Annotated in this window: 14 protein-coding genes, 1 tRNA gene and 1 pseudogene; 12 read left to right on the plus strand and 4 right to left on the minus strand. The window is 63.6% G+C overall.

The features are described from left to right. Window positions 1-122 precede the first annotated feature (122 nt). Window positions 123-782 (minus strand): sortase family protein, encoded by a 660-nt coding sequence (locus BBBF_RS04065; RefSeq protein WP_231855242.1) that lies wholly within the window; start codon window positions 780-782, stop codon window positions 123-125. Window positions 783-895: 113 nt separating this feature from the next. On the opposite strand from BBBF_RS04065, the gene BBBF_RS04070 reads away from it, so the two are divergent. The 7 genes from BBBF_RS04070 (at window position 896) to BBBF_RS04100 (ending at window position 9,170) form a co-directional block, all read left to right on the plus strand. Next, window positions 896-2,563, plus strand: a complete 1,668-nt coding sequence (locus BBBF_RS04070; RefSeq protein ID WP_021648706.1) for a CTP synthase — start codon at window positions 896-898, stop codon at window positions 2,561-2,563. Window positions 2,564-2,829: 266 nt separating this feature from the next. Continuing rightward, window positions 2,830-4,284, plus strand: coding sequence for a Fe-S cluster assembly protein SufB (sufB, locus tag BBBF_RS04075; protein ID WP_171023362.1), 1,455 nt, complete (start codon window positions 2,830-2,832; stop codon window positions 4,282-4,284). 5 nt (window positions 4,285-4,289) lie between these two features. Next, window positions 4,290-5,519, plus strand: a complete 1,230-nt coding sequence (gene sufD, locus BBBF_RS04080) for a Fe-S cluster assembly protein SufD (protein ID WP_003812883.1) — start codon at window positions 4,290-4,292, stop codon at window positions 5,517-5,519. 2 nt (window positions 5,520-5,521) lie between these two features. Further along, a complete protein-coding gene (gene sufC, locus BBBF_RS04085) occupies window positions 5,522-6,310 on the plus strand; it encodes a Fe-S cluster assembly ATPase SufC (protein WP_021648705.1) in 789 nt (262 codons plus the stop codon). A gap of 221 nt (window positions 6,311-6,531) precedes the next feature. Next, window positions 6,532-7,803 carry a cysteine desulfurase gene (locus BBBF_RS04090; RefSeq protein WP_021648704.1) on the plus strand — a complete coding sequence of 424 codons (1,272 nt, stop codon included), beginning with the start codon at window positions 6,532-6,534 and terminating at the stop codon, window positions 7,801-7,803. Between the two features lie 155 nt (window positions 7,804-7,958). Continuing rightward, window positions 7,959-8,507 (plus strand): Fe-S cluster assembly sulfur transfer protein SufU, encoded by a 549-nt coding sequence (gene sufU / locus BBBF_RS04095; RefSeq protein WP_021648703.1) that lies wholly within the window; start codon window positions 7,959-7,961, stop codon window positions 8,505-8,507. Between the two features lie 78 nt (window positions 8,508-8,585). Then, a complete protein-coding gene (locus tag BBBF_RS04100; RefSeq protein ID WP_003812893.1) occupies window positions 8,586-9,170 on the plus strand; it encodes a metal-sulfur cluster assembly factor in 585 nt (194 codons plus the stop codon). 105 nt (window positions 9,171-9,275) lie between these two features. Here BBBF_RS04100 and glgC read toward each other — a convergent pair whose 3' ends face one another. The 3 genes from glgC to BBBF_RS04115 all read right to left on the minus strand — a co-directional run bounded on the left by glgC (window position 9,276) and on the right by BBBF_RS04115 (window position 11,772). Next, window positions 9,276-10,547, minus strand: coding sequence for a glucose-1-phosphate adenylyltransferase (gene glgC / locus BBBF_RS04105; protein ID WP_256211209.1), 1,272 nt, complete (start codon window positions 10,545-10,547; stop codon window positions 9,276-9,278). 141 nt (window positions 10,548-10,688) lie between these two features. Then, on the minus strand, window positions 10,689-11,567 hold the full coding sequence (locus tag BBBF_RS04110) for a TrmH family RNA methyltransferase (RefSeq protein ID WP_003812896.1): 879 nt from the start codon (window positions 11,565-11,567) through the stop codon (window positions 10,689-10,691). Window positions 11,568-11,681: 114 nt separating this feature from the next. Next, window positions 11,682-11,772: transfer RNA gene (locus tag BBBF_RS04115), tRNA-Leu, on the minus strand. A gap of 105 nt (window positions 11,773-11,877) precedes the next feature. Between BBBF_RS04115 and BBBF_RS04120 the strand changes: the two are divergent. From BBBF_RS04120 to BBBF_RS04140, 5 genes and pseudogenes are all read left to right on the plus strand, one after another. Beyond that, window positions 11,878-12,671, plus strand: a pseudogene (locus BBBF_RS04120) (16S rRNA (uracil(1498)-N(3))-methyltransferase). Window positions 12,672-12,744: 73 nt separating this feature from the next. Then, entirely contained in the window at window positions 12,745-13,083 is a 339-nt protein-coding gene (locus BBBF_RS04125) for a histidine triad nucleotide-binding protein (RefSeq protein WP_003812900.1), read from the plus strand. 8 nt (window positions 13,084-13,091) lie between these two features. Continuing rightward, entirely contained in the window at window positions 13,092-14,177 is a 1,086-nt protein-coding gene (locus tag BBBF_RS04130) for a PhoH family protein (RefSeq protein ID WP_003812902.1), read from the plus strand. Then, on the plus strand, window positions 14,174-14,719 hold the full coding sequence (ybeY, locus tag BBBF_RS04135; protein ID WP_003812903.1) for an rRNA maturation RNase YbeY: 546 nt from the start codon (window positions 14,174-14,176) through the stop codon (window positions 14,717-14,719). Before BBBF_RS04130 ends, ybeY begins: the two co-directional genes overlap by 4 nt. A gap of 76 nt (window positions 14,720-14,795) precedes the next feature. Beyond that, a complete protein-coding gene (locus BBBF_RS04140) occupies window positions 14,796-16,214 on the plus strand; it encodes a hemolysin family protein (protein WP_003816896.1) in 1,419 nt (472 codons plus the stop codon). Window positions 16,215-16,257 lie beyond the last annotated feature (43 nt).

A 16,257-nucleotide genomic window follows, 5' to 3' on the forward strand; every position in this document is an offset into this window, starting at 1 on the left:
ATATGAGGGTGCATTGTTGCTGTAAGCCTCATCCTGCCAAAGTCCCATTTGATGGTGTCGGGATGGGGCTTTGGCGGGATGAGGCAGAGGCCGTTGTTCGTGTGGCATGGCGGGATATGAGGCTATTGGTACGATTCCGTAACAGCCTTTGAAGTTCCGTGCCGATTGCGTGTGTGAACGTCACGAGGGGAATCGTCGTTGCCGGGATCGTCGGCATGAAGCCCATATATCGGGATCGATCGTCTTGCGGTGCATCCTGCGGTTCCGGGGCCTCCGACGGGCAGACTGGTGTCGTGTAGCAGGCCGGCACCGCGCCGCAGCGTCTCTGCGTCAGAGCTCTGGCGGATGGGCAAGTCAGTCGATATGGTCGGGATCAGTATCCTGCCGATGACCGTGCCCGAATCTCCGGAGCCGTTCTGTTGCTCGGCATCCGGTTGCCCGAGATCGTATTGTCCTGAATCAATGAGCCTCCGGTTGTATGCCTGTGCTTCGTCAACCGTCATTCCGGTTTCGTTCGTCATGCCGGTTTCGTTTCGAGGCGACGATTGCATGGAGGACGCGGTTCTCCATGCCGTGTCGCCGACGACATCGAATCCGGTCACTGTACCGCCGGCATGCCTGACATCGTCATATCGGCCGATGCGCGTCACCGTGAACGCATGACCCGCAAGCGTGAGATTCTCCCCGGCGCGAAGCGTGATGCCGCTCGTCGCTGCATGCGCGGGCTCCGAGCGCAACGCGCTGATGGACATGACCTGCGGCAACATGGCCAACGTCGCCATGACCGCGACCGCCGCAGCCCGCAGTCCGAGACGGCCGGCGAGCCGTTGCGCTGGCGGCGGCCCGATCATGCCGCACAGGAATCCGTCATAGGCAGATGATACAGTGAAATTCCATGGTTAGAAGACAACATGGCAATTCTCAAGAACACATCACCAAGCACATTTTCGTTACCGGTGGCGTGGTCTCATCCCTCGGAAAAGGCCTGACCGCCTCCTCGCTCGGTCGTCTGCTGCGCAGCCGCGGCATCCATGTGCTGCAGCAGAAGCTCGACCCGTACATCAACGTCGACCCGGGCACCATGAACCCGTTCCAGCACGGCGAGGTCTATGTGACCGAAGACGGTGCCGAGACCGATCTCGACATCGGCCACTACGAGCGCTTCCTCGACGTGTTCCTCTCCCAGAAGGCCAACGTCACCACCGGGCAGATTTATCAGGAGGTGCTGCGCAAGGAACGCGCGGGGGAGTACCTCGGCCAGTGCGTGCAGGTCATCCCGCACATCACCAACGAGATCAAGTCCCGCATGCGCGCCCAGGCGAGCGATGATGTCGACGTGATCATCACCGAAATCGGCGGCACGGTCGGCGACATCGAATCCCAGCCGTTCCTGGAGGCGGCCCGTGAGGTGCGTCGCGACCTCGGCGCCGAGAACTGCATGTTCGTGCACGTCTCCCTGGTGCCCTACATCTCCGCCGCGCACGAGCTCAAGACCAAGCCGACCCAGCACTCCGTGATGATGCTGCGCCAGTTCGGCATTTCCCCGGATGCGCTGGTGCTGCGTTCCGACCGCCCGCTCAACAAGTCCATCAAGGACAAGATCTCCCTGATGTGCGACGTGGATGAGGAGGGCGTGGTCAACTGCGTGGACGCGCCGAGCATCTACGACGTGCCGCGCATCCTGTTCGACGAGGGCCTTGACGCCTACGTGGTGCGCGAGCTGGGGCTGCCGTTCCACGACGTCGACTGGGACGAGTGGGCTGACCTGCTGGAGCGCGTGCACCACCCCAAGCACGAGGTCAACGTGGCGATCGTCGGCAAGTACATCGACCTGCCGGACGCCTACCTGTCCGTCACCGAGGCCATCAAGGCCGGCGGCTTCGCCAACTGGGCCAAGGTCAACGTCAAGTGGGTCGCCGCCGACAAGTGCGAGACCGAGGAGGGCGCGGCCGCCGCGCTTGACCAGGTCGACGGCATCGTCATCCCCGGCGGTTTCGGCATCCGCGGCATCGACGGCAAGATCGGCGCGCTCAAGTACGCGCGCGAAAACAAGCTGCCTGCTCTCGGCCTGTGCCTCGGCCTGCAGTCCATGGTCATCGAATACTCTCGCCACGTGCTGGGCATCGAGGACGCGAACTCCTCCGAGTTCGAGCCCGACTGCTCCAACCCGGTCATCGCCACGATGGAGGAGCAGAAGGACATCGTCGCCGGCCACGGCGACATGGGCCACACCATGCGTCTGGGCAGCTACCCGGCCGAGCTGGAGGAGGACTCCCTCGTTGCGCAGCTGTACGGCACCACGCATGTCACCGAGCGTCACCGCCACCGCTATGAGGTGAACGTGGCCTACAAGGATCTCCTGCGCGAGGGGGGCCTGCGCATTTCCGGTCAGAGCCCGGACGGCGAGCTCACCGAGTTCGTTGAGCTGCCGCAGGATGTGCACCCGTTCTATGTCGGCACCCAGGCTCACCCGGAGTTCAAGTCCCGCCCGACCAAGCCCCACCCCCTGTTCGCGGGGCTCGTCAAGGCCGCGCTGGATCACCAGGAAGCCCGTCAGGCCTGAGCGTGTGGCTTTAAGAGTAGACTGATACGTGACGATGGGGATGCTCGAAAGGGCATCCCCATCGTTGTTTAGTGCGGGTCCGGCGATCATTGCGGAGAAATCGCAATATAAGCAAGCTCACGTTTTGCGCTAAGCCAACATGCGGGTCTGCTGTGGAGTTCGCCGTGAGGTTCTGCTAACTTAACGTAGGAACTATGTGATGAATAGGAGGCAGCGTCAAGGTGAGCGACACCCAGCAGGCGCCCAACGCCGCGTCCGACGTGGAGATGAGCCAGTATGTGGCCGATCGCCAGCGTGTGGACGAAGAGAAACTCAAAAAGGATGACGAGATCATCCAGCAATTCGGTGATTACACCTACGGCTGGCATGATTCCGACGCGGCCGGCGAGGCCGCGAAGCGCGGCATCGATGAACAGGTCGTGCGTGACATCAGCGCGGACAAGGGCGAGCCGCAGTGGATGCTCGACATGCGTCTGCGCGGATTCAAGGCGTTCCTTGAGAAGCCGATGCCCGATTGGGGCGTGGACCTGAGCGGATTCAACGCCGACGACTTCAAGTACTACGTCAAGCCGATCGACAAGCAGGCCAAGACGTGGGAGGAGCTGCCGGACGACATCCGCTCCACCTACGACCGACTGGGCATCCCCGAGGCCGAGAAAAGCCGTCTGGTCTCCGGCGTGGCCGCGCAGTACGAGTCCGAAGTGATTTACAACTCCATCCAGAAGGACCTCGCCGACCAGGGCGTGATCTTCGTGGACACCGACACCGCCGTGCGCGAATACCCCGACCTGGTGAAGAAGTACTTCGGCACCGTCGTGAGCCCCGAAGACAACAAGTTCGGCGCCCTCAACACTGCCGCATGGTCCGGTGGCTCGTTCGTGTACGTGCCGAAGGGCGTGCACGTGGACATCCCGCTACAGGCCTACTTCCGCATCAACACGCCGGCCATGGGCCAGTTCGAGCGTACGCTGATCATCGCCGACGAAGGCTCCTACGTGCACTACGTCGAGGGATGCACCGCCCCGATCTGGTCCGAGGACTCGCTGCACGCCGCCATCGTCGAGATCATCGTCGAGAAGCATGCGCGCGTGCGCTACACCACCGTGCAGAACTGGTCGAACAACGTCTACAACCTCGTCACCCAGCGCGCCTACGTGCGCGAGGGCGGCACGATGGAATGGGTTGACGGCAACATCGGCTCCAAGGCCACGATGAAGTACCCGGCGTGCATTCTTGCCGAGCCGTACGCCAAGGCCGAGACCATGTCCCTCGGCTTCGCCGGTAAGGGCCAGTATCAGGATACCGGCGCGAAGATGATTCATCTCGCTCCGCACACCAGCTCCACGATCGTCGCCAAGTCGATCTCGCGCGGCGGTGGCCGCTCCGCGTACCGCGGACTGGTCAAGATCGTCGACGGAGCCGAAGGCTCGTCGAACTCCACCGTGTGCGACGCCCTGCTGGTGGACGACTTCAGCCGTTCCGACACGTACCCGCATGTGGACGTGCGTGAGGACGACGTGACGATGGCCCACGAGGCCACGGTCTCCAAGGTCTCCGAGGATCAGCTGTTCTATCTGATGAGCCGCGGCCTTGAGGAGAAGGAGGCCATGGGCATGATCGTGCGTGGCTTCGTCGAGCCGATCAGCCGCGAGCTGCCGATGGAGTACGCGCTCGAACTGAACCGTTTGGTCGAACTGCAGATGGAAGGATCGGTGGGCTGATTCCCATGGCATCGAACAATACTGAAATCACCATTCCCGTCGCGGATCCGAACGACCCGTACGCGGTGCCGGCGGCCATGCCGTCGAGCGCCGACAGGGAGCCGCGCTCGTTCGACGTGAACGATTTCGCCGTGCCGGAGCGCAAGCAGGACGATTGGCGCTACACGCCGCTCGATCGCATCGGAGAGTTCTTCGACGTGTTCAAGCCGAGCGGGGAGACGATCATCGCGATCAGTTACGCCGATGGCACCGCGGTCGACGAAAAGCACGTGGCCGTCAGCCAGTGCGCCCTCGGCGAAGGAGTCTCCGGCACGGTCTCCAAGCCCAGCGATCGGGCGGCCGCCGTCGAGTGGAATTCCGGGCGTACCGCAACGGTGATCGAGCTGTCGGGCGAGATCGCCCAGCCGGTGCTGGTCAACGTGATCGGCAGCGGCGACGACCTCGATGCCCTGCATCTGGTCATCTCGACGGCCGATGAGGCCCACGCCGACGTCATCGTCGAGCACCACGGTCTGGCCCGTCTCGCCGAAGGCGTGGAAATCGTCACCGGCAAGAACTCCCACGTCTCCACCACCTTCGTGCAGGAGTGGGAGAAGGGCTCCAAGCACGTCGGCAACCAGCGCATCCACGTCGGCGAGGGCGCATCCCTGCGCCACTCCGTCGTCACACTCGGCGGCGACGTGGTCCGTATCCGCATGGATCAGGACTTCGGCGGCGAGCAGGGCGACCTCAACATGCTCGGCATCTACTTCGTCGACCCCGGCGAGCACATCGAGCACCGCACGATGGTGGTGCACAACCATCCCGAGTGCAAGTCCCGTGTGGTCTACAAGGGCGCGCTCGACGGCAAGGACGCGCACTCCACCTGGGTGGGCAATGCGCTGATCGCGCCGACCGCGCCGGGCACCGACTCGTATGAGCTCAACCGCAACCTCGTGCTCACCCCGGGCGCGATCGCCGATTCGGAGCCGAACCTCGAAATCGAGAACGGCAACATCATCGGCGCCGGACACGCGAGCTCCGTGGGCCGTTTCGACGACGAGGAACTGTTCTATCTGCAGTCGCGAGGTATCCCCGAAACGGAGGCCCGCAAGCTCGTCGTACGCGGGTTCTTCGGAGAACTCGTCGAAGAGATCGGCGTGCCATTCATCGCCGAACACCTGATGAACGTAATCGACCGCCGCCTCGCCCGCGGCGAAAGCGACGCCATGAAAGCCGTATTGGAGGATAAGTAACGATGGCCGAACAGCACACTCTCGAAATCAAGGACCTCTACGCATCCGTGGAGACCAAGGAGGGTCGCAAGCAGATTCTCAAAGGCGTGAACCTCACCGTGCATTCCGGCGAGACCCACGCGATCATGGGCCCCAACGGCTCCGGCAAGTCCACGCTCGCCTACACGCTGGCCGGCCACCCCAAGTACGAGGTCGACTCGGGCGAGGCGCTGCTCGACGGCGTCGACATCCTCAAGCAGACCCCCGACCTGCGCGCCAAGGAAGGGCTCTTCCTCGCCATGCAGTACCCGGTCGAGGTTCCTGGCGTGTCGATGACCAACTTCCTGCGCACCGCCAAGACCGAGGTCGACGGCAAGGCTCCCGCCATCCGCACCTGGACCAAAGAGCTCGGCGTCGCGATGAAGAAGCTGCGCATGGACCCGAAGTTCGCGTCGCGTTCCGTCAACGAAGGTTTCTCCGGCGGCGAGAAGAAGCGCGCCGAAGTGCTCCAGCTCGAACTGCTCAAGCCGAAGTTCGCCATCATGGACGAGACCGATTCCGGCCTCGACGTGGACGCCCTGCGCATCGTGTCCGAAGGCGTGAACCGCGCCAAGGAGAGCACCGGACTGGGCATCCTGATGGTCACGCACTACACGCGCATCCTCAAGTACATCAAGCCCGACATCGTGCATGTGTTCGCAGACGGCCACTTCGTCAAGACCGGCGGTCCCGAGCTTGCCGACGAACTCGAAGAGACCGGCTACGACAAGTACCTGCCCGAAGGCTCCGACTCCGAATCGGCTCTGGCCTGATTTCTTCGTTTCGTTGCGTTTGAGGTGTGGTCGCATTGCCGGGGGGTGTACTATTCCCGACCGTAAACTTGGCCCGAGCGGCCTGGAGCGATCCCGGGAACAGGACATCCCTGCACCCCGCGGCCACCGCCGGAAGCATGATCCACCGCTGGAAGCGGCGAGCGAATAAGCGGATAACTGAAAAACGACATATCGGCAGGACATTGAATCTAAGGGAAACAATGGTTGATTTTACGGCGATTCGGGCGCAGTTCCCGATTCTGGATCAGCAGATCCACGGGCATCCGCTCGTCTATCTGGATTCCGCGGCCACCTCGCAGAAGCCGCAGTGCGTGATCGATGCGGAGAGCGAGTTCTACCGCACGATCAACGCCGGCGTGCACCGCGGGGCGCATGAGCTGGCGGCCCGCAGCACCATGGCGTTCGAGGACGCCCGCGCGAAGGTCGCCCGCCTGGTCGGAGCCAACGCCGAGGAGGGCAACGAGGAGATCGTCGTCACCGCCGGGGCCACCGCGGGACTGAATCTTCTTGCCACCGCGTTCGGCAACGCGAGTCTGGGCCGTGGGGGAGAGGCGGCGAAACGGTTCGCTCTCAAGCCCGGCGACGAGATCGTCGTATCCAAGGCCGAGCACCATTCCGTGCTGCTGCCGTTCCAGGAGCTGGCATACCGCACCGGTGCCACGCTCAAATGGTTCGATCTGACCGAAGACGGCCGCATCCGCTCGGATACCGCCGATGAGGTGATCACGGAACACACCAAGGTCGTCGCCATCACGCACGTGGGCAACACCACGGGTGCCATCACCGACATCGCGCCCATCATCCGCCGTGCCCATGAGGTCGGCGCGATCTTCATCCTTGACGCATGCCAGTCGGTGCCTCACCTCAAGGTCGACTTCCACGCGCTTGACGTCGATTTCGCCGCGTGGAGCGCCCACAAGATGTACGGTCCCACCGGGGTGGGATTCCTGTACGGGCGCCGTGAGCTGTTGGAGGCCCTGCCGCCGGCGAACTTCGGCGGTTCCATGGTCGAGCTCGCGTGGATGGACCAGCCCGCGCAGTACATGGTGCCTCCGGCCCGTTTCGAGGCCGGTACGCAGCCGGTCGCCCAGGTGGTCGCAGCCGGTGTGGCCGCCGAATGGATGATGAACGTGGGGCTTGAGAACATCGAGGCGCATGAGCGCACGATCGCCGCCGAACTGCTCAAGATGGGCGACATCGACGGCGTGCGGATTCTCGGGCCGCGCGAGAACGTGAACCGCATCGGCACGGTGGCGTTCGACGTTGCGGGCGTACACCCGCATGACGTCGGGCAGTTCATCGACGCGCAAGGCATCGCCATCCGCGTCGGCCATCACTGCGCCCAGCCGGTGCACCGCCACTTCGGTCTGTATGCGTCGAACCGCGCATCCTCCGGCGTGTACAACAGCGTCGACGACGCTCACGCCCTGGTCGAGGCCGTGGCGAAGGTTCGTCCGTTCTTCGGACTGTGATACGTGTCGCGTTTACGCCGTTCGCGTATGACTCCCACGGGATACTGTCACGGCATGTGGCATAATATCCACGGAATCTCACGCGGACGGCGTTTCGCGTGTTCGTGAATGATATCGAGCGCTATCGAGCGCTATGCATGGGAAGGGATTGACCGATGGGTGATTTCGGCATGAGCGGCGACGATCTTGAGCAGATGTATCAGGAAGTGATTCTTGAGGCCGCGCGTGACCCGCATGGTCGTGAGCATTTCGCGGCGGACGTGTCCAAGGAACAGGGCTCCGCACCGGTCGACACGACCGTGCGCGCCAGCCACGAATACTGCACGCCGGGCGAATCCCACCAGTTCAACCCCACTTGCGGTGACGAGGCGACGGTTCACGCCGAGGTCTCCGACAGCGAGCCGCACACCATCGAGCGTCTGGTGTGGGACGGCCACGGCTGCTCGATCTCGCAGGCGAGCCTGTCCGTCATGGTTGACCTGTGCGCCGGCAAGACCGTCGACGAGGCGATGGAGCTGTTCCGCGACTTCCATGAGCTCATGGAGTCGCGCGGTGCTGGATTGCAGGACGAGGCCAAGGAGGAGAAGCTGGAGGACGCCGTGGTGTTCCAGGGCGTGTCCAAGTACCCGATGCGCATCAAGTGCGCGCTGCTTGGCTGGGAGGGCATGCGCGACTCCGTCGCCAAGGCGCTGGCGGCGAAATAAACGGTCACCGCACTGCCATGAGAGCGGTCCGAGTTGTACTCTTGATTTAACGGTTTCGCGATTAACGACTGGAGAGATATGAGCGACAATCTGGTTCCTGAGCCGCAGGCTTCCGTGTTCGATTCGGTGAGCAAGGTTCTGGGCGACGAGGAGGCGGCGCGCCGCGTGATGGCGAACCCGCAGCTTGCGGCTGGGTTCCCCAACGGCCATCCTGCCCCCAAAAGCGATGGCGGCGTCGAGATGTGCGCGTGCGGCCGCCATCCGAAGAGCGAGTGCGAGGATGGCGAGCACAGCAGCGAGGATGACATTCCGCTCAAGGCCATCGACGATATCGGCCGTGCCACCGCCGAGGATGTGAAGGAGGCCCTGCATCAGGTTATCGACCCGGAGCTGGGCATCGACGTCATCGACCTCGGTCTGGTCTACGGCATCGAGATCGATGAGCTTGGACGCGCGATCATCACGATGACGCTGACGACGCCCGCATGCCCGCTGACCGACCTCATCGAGGACGAGTGCGCGAGCACGCTGGCGGGTCTTGTGGAGGAGTTCCGCATTGACTGGACGTGGCAGCCTCGCTGGACGATGGACAAGATCACGCCCGAGGGGCGCGAGCAGCTGGCCGCGCTCGGTTTCAATTTCGACAACATGCCGAAGTACTGACCTCATCCGTGTCTGCGGCTTCTCTGTACGGTCGAAGACACGTGAATATAGTCGAGGGGGTTTGCCGTGAATCCGGCAAACCCCCTCAACGTATATCCGAGCCGATCAGTCGTCCACGATGGTGCCCTTCGGCACGACGGTGATGCCTTCCGGCGTCACGGTGAAGCCGCGGGCGAGGTCCTTCTCGGTGTCGATGCCGACCGTGGAGTTCTCGGTCAGCACAACGTTCTTGTCGAGAATCGCCTTGTACACGCGGGCGCGACGGTTGACGATGACGCCGTCGAACAGCACGGAGTCGACCACCTGGGCCCACGAATGGATGCGCACGTTCGGCGACAGCACGGAATGATGCACCTCACCGCCCGAGACGATGACGCCGGGGGAGACGATGGAGTCGGTCGCGTGGCCGAGACGATCGCGGCCGGCATGCACGAACTTCGCGGGGGGCAGCGTGCCCGAGTTCGTGTAGATGGGCCATGCCTGGTTGTAGAGGTTGAACTCCGGCACGTAGGCGATCAGGTCCATGTGAGCGTCATAGAACTGCTTGATCGTACCCACGTCGCGCCAGTAGGCGTGGTCGGTCGGCGTGGAGCCGGGAATGACGTTGGAGTTGAAGTCGTACACGCCGGCCTCGCCGCGCGAGGCGAAGTACGGCGCGATGTCGCCGCCCATGTCGTGCTTGGTGTCCGCGGCCTTCTCGTCCTTGGCGAGCGCATCGAACAGCGCGTCCGTGTTGGCGACGTAGTTGCCCATCGAAGCGAGGAACGAATTCGGGTCGTCGGGCAGGCCTTCGGTCGTCGCCGGCTTCTCCTGGAATTCGCGGATCATGTTGGGGTGGTTCGGGTCAACGTTGATCACGCCGAACTGGTTGGACTCCTCAAGCGGCTGGCGGATGCCTGCCACGGTGAACTCCGCACCCGATTCGATGTGCTGCTCGACCATCTGGCCGAAGTCCATGCGGTAGACGTGGTCGGCGCCGACGATGACCACGATGTCGGGCTGGACGTCCTCGATGATGTTGATGGTCTGATAGATCGCGTCGGCCGACCCGAGATACCAGTGCTTGCCCAGACGCTGCTGTGCGGGCACAGGGGAGACATAGTTGCCGAGCAACGACGAGAAACGCCACATCTGCGAGATGTGACGGTCAAGGGAATGCGACTTGTACTGGGTCAGCACAATGATATGGCGGTAATCCGAATTCACCAGGTTGCTCAAGGGGAAGTCGATCAGTCTGAATACGCCGCCGAACGGTACGGCCGGCTTCGCACGGTCACGTGTCAGCGGCATGAGGCGCGTGCCTTCGCCACCTGCCAGGACGATGGAGAGAATCTTCTGCTTGTTCTTCGCCATCTGAGTGCTCCTCTCGTTGTTCACAGCGTCTGATGACACCGTCTGCCTGTCCGCCCCTGCTTCGTTGCCGGAGCCTACAGAAACAATAATTGCACATTTCCCCGTGAGCGCAAGGAAATGGCGTTGCGCGTCATGAAAAAGTCATGAAAAATATCCGATCTGTTCTTATTGTTCCGCGCGCTTCGGGGATGTCGCGTAGAAGGCGACGGCGCTGGACGCGGCGACGTTGAGGCTGTCGACGCCGTGGGACATCGGGATTTTCACGGTCAGGTCTGCGCCCGCGATGGTGTGACGTGACAGGCCGTCGCCTTCCGTGCCGAAGATCAGCGCCAGTTTGTCGATGTGGTCCGCGGATTCGGGACTGTTGTTCAGCCGGCGTGTCAGCTCGTCCAGCGATATCGAGTCGTCGCTCAGCGCCATCGCCACCGTGGTGAATCCCAGCGAGCGCAGTTCCTCCAGTCCTCGGCGCGGCCAGAAATGCTTGTCGTCGCCTCCGATGCGCGTCCACGGTATCTGGAAGACGGTGCCCATGGACACGCGCGCGGCGCGCCGGTACAGCGGGTCGCCGCACGACGGGGTGACCAGCACCGCGTCGACATCCAACGCGGCCGCCGAGCGCATCAGTGCGCCCACGTTGGTGTGGTCGACGATGTTCTCCATGACCGCCACGCGGCGAGCGTCGCGGCATGTCTCCTCGACGCTCGGCAGCGGCCAGCGCCGCATCGCCGAAAGCGCCCCTCGGTGGAGGCGGTATCCGGTGAGCTGGCGCAGTTGTTCGGGGGAGGCCACGTATACGGGGATGTCCGTTCCCCACCGTTTGTCGACGACGTCGAAGGTCTGTGACATGCCCTCGATCCACGGCTCTTCGACCAGCAGCGAGATCGGTTCGCGGCCCGCGGCGAGCGCGCGGTCGATGACCTTGGGCGATTCGGCGATGAACAGGCCACGCTCGGGTTCGAGCCGGTTGCGCAGCTGGATTTCGGTGAGGTTCGTGTATGCGGCAACCCGCTCGTCGTCGATGGAGTCGATGGTGATGAATTGCATGGGCGTGCCTCGGGTTCTCATGTCGTCGTACCGTCGTCGGCCCGATTGCGCGCGGCCGTCTGCGCATACGGTATGTATATATGGAAAGACCCCTTGTTTCCAAGGGGTCTTCGCTGGTGTCCGGGATGGGACTTGAACCCACACGCCTGTATAAAATAGGCACAAGCACCTCAAGCTTGCGCGTCTACCATTCCGCCACCCGGACAGGTGTCGTTTTCAGACAACGAATAAACACTATATCGGTATTTTCGGATGATGCCAAATCATGGCGTGTCGCCTGTGTTTGCGGGGATGTTGTAGCCTTGTATCCATGACTGATCCTGTATTCCTTTTCGACCCTGACACCGATGATGTGCCGGTGAACGGCGATGGTCTCAACGCGGGGTGGACGATCACGCTGCCGGCCTCGGTGAAGCGCCATGCCTTGGGGGCCATGCGCCTCGCCGAGGGCGACGGGCTGTCGCTGACCGACGGTCGGGGGCTGTGCGTCAAGACCACGCTCGTCGACGCGCAGGCCGGTCTCGTCAGCGTCGAGCGCGTCGGGCGGCAGCCGCAGCCGGTCACGCGGCTCGTGCTCATCCAGGCGCTGGCGAAGACCGGTCACGACGAGGCGGCCATCGACATGGCGACCCAGATCGGCGTCGACGAGGTAATCCCCTGGCAGGCCAATCGTTCCATCGCCAAGTGGAAGGCGGGCCGTACTGATCGCAAATGGCGGCAGGTCCTCGACGCGGCGACCGAGCAGTCGCGCCGCGTGTGGTCGCCGGAACTGGCGCAGTGCGTCTCAAGCAAGCAGGTCGTCGCCATCTGCAGGCGTGCGTGCATGGCGATCTGGTGATCGTGCTGCACCAGGACGCCACCATGTCATGGTCGTCCGTGGAGGACGAGGTCTCGCGGCTCGCCGACCGTTGTCTCGCCGACGGGCGGCCGCGCAGCATCAATGTCGTCGTGGGGCCTGAGGGCGGCATCAGCGAGCAGGAGGTGTCCGATTTCGTCGGGGCCGGCGCCCAGAGCGTGGTGCTCGGCTCGAACATCCTGCGCGCATCGACGGCGGGCCCGGTGGCGCTGTCGCTGCTGTCGAGGGCGTTGGGGCGTTTCGCGTGAAGCCGAGAATATCCTCAATACGCAATAGCATGGAAGCAGATTTCCATCACGGCCAGCAAGGAGCGGCGAGCATATGAGCAAGTCCGAGGACTGCCTGTTCTGCAAGATCATCGACGGGCGTATTCCCAGCGAGAAGGTATATGAGGACGACACCACATACGCGTTCAAGGACATCAATCCCAAGGCGAAGGTGCATGTGCTGATCGTGCCCAAGGACCACTACGCGAACGTCGCCGAGCTGGCCGCCGCCGATCCCGCGGAACTGGCCCATATCGTCGGGCTCGCTCAGGGCATCGCCGACAAGGAGTTCTCGGGCGCGTACCGTCTGGTGTTCAACACTGGCCTCGACGCCGGGCAGACCGTGTTCCACGTGCACGCGCATGTGCTCACCGGCGAGAAGCTCGACGAGTAGGGCGATTCGTGACAACGACGACCCGTACCATCACCATCCCGTCGCAGCTTGACCCGGTGGCCGTCTTCGGCCCGGTCGACGAGGTCATCCGGCAGGTCGAGCACGCGTTCCCTGACCTGACCATCATCGTACGCGGCGACAGGGTGGCCATCGTCTCCCATTCGAAGTCCACCGAATCGCAGGCCTCTCGCGCCGAAGACGTCATCCATACGATTATCCAGGCCGCGTACAGCGCCCCGATGGACGCCGACACCGTGCGCAGGCTGCTCGACCAGGACGTGCTGCCCAACAAGGTCCGCGCCGAACACCCCGGATACGGCAGGTCCGCCGAGCGGGGCCGTGCGTCGCTCGGTGCAGCGCGTTCAGGGGATGCGCGCAAGCCTCGCATACCCGGCGTCATCACTTTCGCGGCCGGGCAGCCCGTGCGTGCCAAGACGGCGGGGCAGATCGCCTACGTCAACGCCGTGGACGCCCACACCATCACCTTCGCGATCGGCCCGGCCGGCACGGGCAAGACCTACCTCGCCGTGGCCAAGGCGGTGCGCGCGTTCCAGGACAGGCGTATTCGCCGCATCATCCTGACGCGCCCGGCGGTCGAGGCGGGGGAGAGCCTCGGTTTCCTCCCCGGCACGCTCAACGACAAAGTCGACCCTTATCTGCGCCCGCTGTATGACGCGCTGTCCGACATGCTCGGCCCCGACCAGCTGCACCGCTATCTCGACGACGGCACCATCGAGGTCGCGCCGCTCGCGTACATGCGCGGACGCACGCTCAACGACGCCTACGTGATTCTCGACGAGGCGCAGAACACGACGGAACAGCAGATGAAGATGTTCCTCACCCGTCTCGGATTCAACACGACGATGATCATCACCGGAGACGTCACGCAGGTCGACCTCGCCGTGCCACGATCCGGTCTGGCCACCATCGAGGGCATTCTGGGCGGCATCGACGACATAGCATTCGCCCATCTCGACGCCGGGGACGTGGTCCGCCATGAGCTGGTCGGGCGCATCGTCGAGGCATACGACCGTCATGACGCCACCCGTGTCAGGCGCAACCGAGGCAAGGAATCGCGGGAGGACGCACGATGAGCGTGGAAGTGACCAACGAGACCATCTGGGACATCGACGCAAAGGCGTTCTCCGACCTGGGCCTGTGGGTGATGGACCAGATGCGCGTGAGTACCCAGTCCGATCTGACCATCCTGTTCGTGGATCCCGATCCCATAGCCGAGCTGCATGAGCGGTGGATGTCGCTGGAAGGCCCGACCGACGTGATGAGCTTCCCGATGGACGAGCTGAGGCCCGGCGACGGCAAGACCACGATGGAGGGCGTGCTCGGCGACCTCGTCATATGCCCCTGGGTCGCGGCCCAGCAGGCGGCCGCGGCAGGTCACAGCACCATGCAGGAGATGATGCTGCTCACCATTCACGGCATCCTCCACCTGCTCGGCTACGACCATGTCACGCCGGAGCAGGAAAGGCAGATGTTCGGTCTGCAGCGGCAGCTGCTGCTCACGTTCCTGGCCGTGCGCCGCATCACCATCGAACCGGCCACATTGCCGAAGGGCGCGGCCGACGCGCTTGCCGAATACGACGCGTCGCACGGCGGCGGACGGCAGATAACGGAATGACGCGTCTTTTCCCGTCGCCGTTCGGCGGCAATGCCGTCACCGGCGCTGAACACATGAACTCAAACGAAGGATTCCTATGCCGTTGACCGATACGTCCACGATTATCCTGGTTGTCGCGTTGGTCGTCGTCGCCGCACTGCTGGTCTGGCTGTCGTTGAGCATGGCCGCCGCGGAAAGTGCGGTCGGGCGCGTCACACGGGCAGGACTGAACAACAAGATCCTCGAAGTGCAGACCGACACCGAGACGAGCCAGTTCATCCGGATGAAGAAGATCGGCAAGATCCATACCGTGCAGCGGCTCATCGCCAACCGGTATGCCACCTCGGGCAGCTGCGCGTTCTTCCGCATCACATGCAACGTGTTCGACGGCGTGCTGGTGGCGTGCGTGGCGTCGCTGCTTGATGCGCCGATCTGGCTGCAGCTGCTGTGCGGCTTCCTGTTCGCGCTGATCGTCGGCATCGTCTCGGTGCTGGTCCGCCCGCGGTCCGCGGGAGCCAGCAAGCCGATCGACATCATGCTCAATTTGGCGGGACTGGTCAGGTTCGCCACCGCGATCACGCCGTTTGCGAAGGCGGGCGAGCAGAAGGGTCAGAAGCGTCGCTCCAAGGAATCGGACCTGTCCGACGACGAGGAGCTGGAGAAGATTCAGCTCGAACAGGGGCGTGCCACCATCGACCGCCTGGTGGAGGCCAATGATTTCGATCCGGAAGTCTCCGAGATGCTGCGCAACGTGCTGACGTTGTCGGAGACGCTGACCCGCGAGATCATGGTGCCGCGCACCGACATGATCTGCATGGACCGCACGGCCACACTTGCCGACATGCTGCGTCTGTGCTCCCGGTCCGGTTTCTCCCGCGTGCCGGTGATCGGCGACGACGTCGACGATCTGATCGGCGTGGCGTATCTCAAGGACGCCGTGCGCGCCACGGCGTTCAATCCCGCCGCCTCGCAGCGCGATGTCGCCTCCATTGTCAGGCAGCCGATGCTGGTTCCCGAGTCGAAGCCGGTGGATGACCTGTTCCACGCCATGCAGCAGACCCGGCAGCATGTGGCGATCGTCGTCGACGAATACGGCGGCATCGCCGGACTGGTCACCATCGAGGACACCATCGAGCAGATCGTCGGCGAACTTGAGGACGAGCACGACCGCACGCAGCATTCCGAGCCCGAGAAGATCGGCGAACGCAAGTGGAAGATGCCGGCGAGGACTCCCATCGCCACCCTTGAGGAGATGTTCGAGATCGACATCGACGAGGACGACGTCGACACCGTATATGGCCTGCTCACCAAGCTGCTGGGCCGCGTCCCGATCGTCGGCTCCAGCGCGGTGACGCGCGGCCTGCGCCTCACCGCCGTCGACACCGCAGGCCGACGCAAGAGGGTGTCGATGATCGTCGTGGAGCCGGCCGCCGGGTCGCAGGGTCCCGCAGCCGACGACGATGAGCCCCGCAGCGACGAACAGGACGGCGAGTCCGCCTCCCCGCAAGGGAAATGACGGAGCCGTCCGCCCAATGACAAGGTGAACCGCTACCGTAGAG

The sequence above is a fragment of the Bifidobacterium bifidum ATCC 29521 = JCM 1255 = DSM 20456 genome (genome assembly GCF_001025135.1).
Taxonomy (GTDB): Bacteria; Actinomycetota; Actinomycetes; order Actinomycetales; family Bifidobacteriaceae; genus Bifidobacterium; species Bifidobacterium bifidum.